The organism is Mesorhizobium sp. M5C.F.Ca.IN.020.32.2.1 (genome assembly GCF_004023105.1).
Lineage (GTDB): Bacteria > Pseudomonadota > Alphaproteobacteria > Rhizobiales > Rhizobiaceae > Mesorhizobium > Mesorhizobium wenxiniae.
Genome location: NZ_RZSX01000472.1, coordinates 1 through 4,979, shown reverse-complemented (window position 1 = coordinate 4,979; position 4,979 = coordinate 1). Strand labels below are relative to the sequence as shown.

The 4,979-nt window shown below is 61.4% G+C and carries 5 protein-coding genes; all 5 read left to right on the top strand.

Annotation, left to right across the window (positions count from 1 at the left end):
* A complete protein-coding gene (locus EOA86_RS22025; RefSeq protein WP_128343562.1) occupies positions 1–732 on the top strand; it encodes an ABC transporter ATP-binding protein in 732 nt (243 codons plus the stop codon).
* Positions 733–787: 55 nt separating this feature from the next.
* A complete protein-coding gene (locus tag EOA86_RS22020) occupies positions 788–1,975 on the top strand; it encodes an ABC transporter substrate-binding protein (RefSeq protein ID WP_240992870.1) in 1,188 nt (395 codons plus the stop codon).
* 70 nt (positions 1,976–2,045) lie between these two features.
* Complete coding sequence (locus EOA86_RS22015) at positions 2,046–2,933, top strand: branched-chain amino acid ABC transporter permease (protein ID WP_029355907.1); 888 nt, start codon at positions 2,046–2,048, stop codon at positions 2,931–2,933.
* A 59-nt stretch (positions 2,934–2,992) separates the two neighbouring features.
* The gene (locus EOA86_RS22010) at positions 2,993–3,916 is read left to right on the top strand and encodes a branched-chain amino acid ABC transporter permease (RefSeq protein ID WP_245485841.1); all 924 of its coding nucleotides are present in this window, start codon (positions 2,993–2,995) and stop codon (positions 3,914–3,916) included.
* A gap of 249 nt (positions 3,917–4,165) precedes the next feature.
* A partial coding sequence (locus EOA86_RS22005; RefSeq protein ID WP_128343560.1) for a lipid kinase occupies positions 4,166–4,979 on the top strand: 814 nt, incomplete at its 3' end.

The following is a 4,979-nucleotide window of genomic DNA, read 5'->3' as shown; positions in this document are numbered from 1 at the left end:
CTGACGAGCAGGCCGGCTCCTGTCCCCTCGGCGAAACCGCTGCTGCGCGTCGATGGCCTGCAGGGTTGGTACGGCGAGAGCCATGTGCTTCACGGCGTGAGTTTCGAGATTGGCGAAGGCGAAGTGGTGACGCTGCTCGGCCGCAACGGCGCCGGCAAGACGACGACGCTGAAGGCAGTCATGGGCATCCTTTCCAGGCGCTCGGGCTCGGTCACCTATGACGGCCGCGAGACGATCAAGCTGCCGTCGCGGTTGATCGCACAGATGGGCATCGCCTACTGCCCAGAGGAACGCGCGATCTTTTCCAGCCTTTCGGTCGAGGAGAATTTGATGCTGCCGCCGCAGGTGCGCCCCGGTGGGCTCAGCGTCGAGCAGATTTTCGAGCTTTTCCCGAACCTGAAGGAGCGGCTTTCGAGCCAAGGCACCAAGCTTTCGGGCGGCGAACAGCAGATGCTCGCCATCGGCCGGATCTTGCGGACGGGTGCGAAGCTTTTGCTGCTCGATGAGCCGACCGAAGGGCTTGCGCCCGTCATCGTGCAGCAGATCGGCCGCACCATTGCCCGGCTCAAGGACGAGGGATTCACGATCGTGCTCGTTGAACAGAATTTTCATTTCGCCGCGTCGGTCGCGGACCGTCACTACGTGGTCGAACAGGGGCGCGTGATCGACACGATCCCCAATGACGAACTCGACGCCAACATCGACAAACTGCACGCCTATCTCGGTGTCTGAGGCAATCATCAACGGCGCGTTGCGCCGCAATCGGAGGAGAGTAGCGATGAAAAAAATGGGGTTTATTCTGGCTTCGCTGACGAGCCTGCTGATGGCCGGCACGGCCCACGCCACGGATGTCAAGATCGGCGTTCTGAATGACCGTTCCGGCATCTATGCAGACATCGCCGGTGAAGGTTCGGTCATCGCGGCCCAGATGGCGGCGGAAGACTTCAAGGCCGCGGACAAGGGCATCAACGTGTCGATCGTCTCCGCCGACCACCAGAACAAGCCGGACGTCGGCTCGAACATCGCCCGCCAGTGGTACGACACTGAAAACGTCGATGTAATCGCCGACGTGCCAACCTCGTCGGTGGCGCTCGCTGTCAACGAGATCACCAAGGAGAAGAACAAGATCTTCCTCGCCTCGGGTCCGGCCTCGTCCGACCTCACCGGCAAAGCATGTTCGCCCAACACCGTCCACTGGACCTACGACACCTGGGCGCTTGCCAACGGCACGGGCTCGGCCATGGTCGCAGAAGGCGGCGATAGCTGGTTCTTCGTCACGGCAGACTACGCCTTCGGCCACGCGCTCGAGCGCGATACGTCGGCGGTCGTCGAAGCATCGGGCGGCAAGGTTCTCGGCGCTGTCCGTCATCCTTTCCCCGGCCAGGATTTCTCGTCCTTCCTGCTGCAGGCGCAAGGGTCGGGTGCCAAGGTCGTCGGCCTCGCAAATGCCGGCGGCGACACGATCAACGCAGTCAAGCAGGCGTCGGAATTCGGCATCACGCAGGGTGGCCAGGCGCTCGCCGCCCTGCTGATGTTCATCAATGACGTGCATGCGCTTGGCCTCGACGTGGCGCAAGGTCTCGTGCTCACCAGCGCGTTCTACTGGGACAAGGACGATCAAACGCGGGCATTCTCTGCCCGCTTCCAGGAGCGGAATGCCGGACAAAAGCCTTCGATGATCGAGGCGGGAGTCTACGCTTCGGTCCTGCATTACCTTAAAGCCGTCGAGGCCGTTGGTGACAAGGATGCGGCCAAGGTGATGGCCAAGATGAAGGAAATGCCGACCGACGATCCGCTGTTCGGCAAGGGTACGATCCGCGCCGACGGGCGCAAGCTGCATGACATGTATCTGTTCCGCGTCAAGAAGCCGGACCAGTCGAAGGGGCCATGGGACTATTTCGAGACGGTGGCCACCATTCCGGCCGACAAGGCGTTCCGCCCGCTCGCCGAAGGCGGCTGTTCGCTCGTTAAATAAGCGAGCCCTCGCCAACGACGCGCCGAACCGCTCGGCGCGTCGTCTCGTCGACAAGTCAGCTGGAGCGACCATGTTCGAACTGCTTGGAATTCCGCCGCAGGTCCTGTTCGGCCAGTTGCTGCTCGGGCTGATCAATGGGTCCTTCTACGCGGTTCTGAGCCTCGGGCTGGCGGTCATCTTCGGTCTCTTGAACATCATCAATTTCACGCATGGCGCGCAGTACATGCTGGGCGCCTTCGGCGCTTGGATGCTGCTCAACTATCTCGGCGTCGGTTACTGGTGGGCTGTGTTCATCGTTCCGCCGATCGTCGGCGTCACCGGGATCGTGCTCGAGCGCGTGCTGATCCGACGGCTCTATCACCTAGACCATCTCTACGGACTGCTTCTCACTTTCGGCCTGGCGCTGATAATCGTCGGCTTCTTCCGCCAGTTTTTCGGCGTATCTGGCCTGCCTTACCCGCCGCCGCCGCTTTTGACCGGCGGGCATAATCTCGGTTTCATGTACCTGCCCAATTCGCGCGCCTGGGTGATTGTGGCTTCCCTGATCGTGTGCCTCGCGACCTGGTTCATCATCGAAAAGACCCGGCTTGGCGCCTATCTGAGGGCAGCGACCGAGAACCCGACGATGGTCGGCGCGTTCGGCATCAACGTGCCGCTGCTGGTCACGCTCACATATGGCTTCGGCGTCGCACTCGCGGGTTTCGCCGGCGTGCTCGCCGCGCCGATATACGCAGTCAATCCGAACATGGGGGCAGACCTGATCATTGTCGTCTTCGCCGTCGTCGTCATCGGCGGCATGGGCTCAATCCTCGGCTCGATCCTCACCGGCTTTGGGCTTGGGTTGATCGAGGGCCTGACCCGCGTGTTCTATCCGGAAGGCTCGGCCGTGGTGATCTTTGTCATCATGGCGCTCGTGCTGCTCGTCAAACCCGCCGGTCTGTTTGGGCGGAGTGTGTGATGGCAACCGACACCAACCCGATCGCTATGGCGACCATCACGTCCGTTGGCGCCGCGGGCATGCCCCGTCATCACCTTGCGATCTTCGCCGCGCTTTTCGTCTTCCTCATCGCCGCGCCATTCCTGCTCTATCCGATCTTTGTCATGAAGGTGCTGTGCTTCGCGCTGTTTGCCTGCGCCTTCAACCTGTTGCTCGGCTTTGGTGGCCTCCTGTCCTTCGGCCACGCAGCCTATTTCGGCATGGCAAGCTACGTCTCGGCCCATGCGGCAAAGGTGTGGGGTCTGACGCCTGAACTTGCCATTATCGCGGGCACGCTGGTGGCAGCCGTGCTCGGTCTCGCCATCGGTTCCCTCGCCATTCGCCGCCACGGCATCTATTTCGCCATGGTGACACTGGCTTTTGCGCAGATGATCTATTTCTTCTCGCTGCAGGCGGCGTTTACCGGTGGCGAGGACGGCATCCAGGCCGTGCCGCGCGGCCATCTGTTCGGGCTGATCGACCTGCGCTCGAGCGAAGTCCTCTATTTCTTCGTGCTCGCCGTCTTCTTCGCCGGCATATTGCTGATCTACCGGATTATCCATTCGCCGTTTGGACAGGTGTTAAAGGCGATCCGCGAGAACGAGCCCCGCGCGATCTCGCTGGGCTATCGGGTCAACCGCTACAAGCTCGCCGTATTCGTGCTGTCGGCCACGCTCGCCGGCGTCGCCGGTGCAACCAAAGCAATCGTGTTCCAATTGGCGTCGCTTACCGACGTCTACTGGACCATGTCCGGCGAGGTCGTGCTGATGACGCTCTTGGGCGGCATGGGCACAGTGTTCGGACCGATCGTCGGCGCGGCAGTCATCGTCACGATGCAGAACTACCTCGCGACATTCGGCGACTGGGTCACCATCGGGCAGGGCATCATCTTCGTTGTCGCGGTGCTGTCGTTCCGGGAGGGCATCGTTGGCGTCCTGTCAAAATGGATCCGGAAGCCGCTCTGAACGAGCATGAGGCCGAAATTTCGGATCATCAACGGTCGACATCGAGAAGTCGACTCACAAAGACGTTTGAGCGTCAGGTTCGGCCAAGTTAGCCGCAGCGGATGCGGGCGACAGCGTCCCCAACCGTGCAGATTCCTCATCGGATGTGACAACCAGCAATTCGGGCTGTTACGAAAATTCAACTCTGGCGCCTTCCCGGGTGCGCGTGTTGACGTCGCAATCCGCAGGCTAGCACCCTATCTACGCCGCATGAACGACATCACGAACAGACGCGCGCTTCTACTCGTCAATCCGAAGGCACGACGCGGGCAGGAATCTATCGCACCGGTCGTCGAGCGGCTGGAAGCCGGTGGGCTCCGCGTCAGCGTCGAGACGTTTGAGGCGCTGCCCGAGATAGCACGCGACATCGTGCGCGTTCGCCATGGGGCCGATCTTGTGATCGTGTGCGGCGGCGATGGCTCGGTGTCCTCAGCGGCGGTCGCGGTTATGGAAAGCCGGCTGCCGATGGGTATCATTCCGATGGGGACGGCGAACGATCTGGCGCGCACCCTCGAAATACCGTTGGATTTGGGAAAGGCGGCCGACGTGATCGTAGAGGGCGGACGACGTCTGATCGACATCGGAACCGTCAATGGTCACGCTTTCTTCAACGTTGCGAGCATCGGCCTCAGCACCGACCTTGCGCAGGGTCTCGATCCGGCGCTGAAGAAGCGTTTCGGCAGGTTTGGCTATGCCTTGGCAGCCATGAAAGTGTTGACCAAGGCCCGCCTCTTCGAAGCAAGGATTACCGAAAAGGGCGTAGCGACCGAAGTCAAGACCTACCAGATTGCAGTCGGCAACGGCCGCCACTATGGCGGCGGCAACATCGTCGAGGAGACGGCGGAGATCGATGACGGTCATCTCGACCTGTACAGCCTGGAAATGACGAACCTCTGGAAAATGGCGCTTATGCTGCGCTCGTTCCGCTCAGGCACGCATGGCGCTTGGAGCGAGGTTCGCACAGCGAGATGCGTCGAGTTTGACATCGAGACGAAAAGGCCGATGCCGGTGAACACTGATGGGG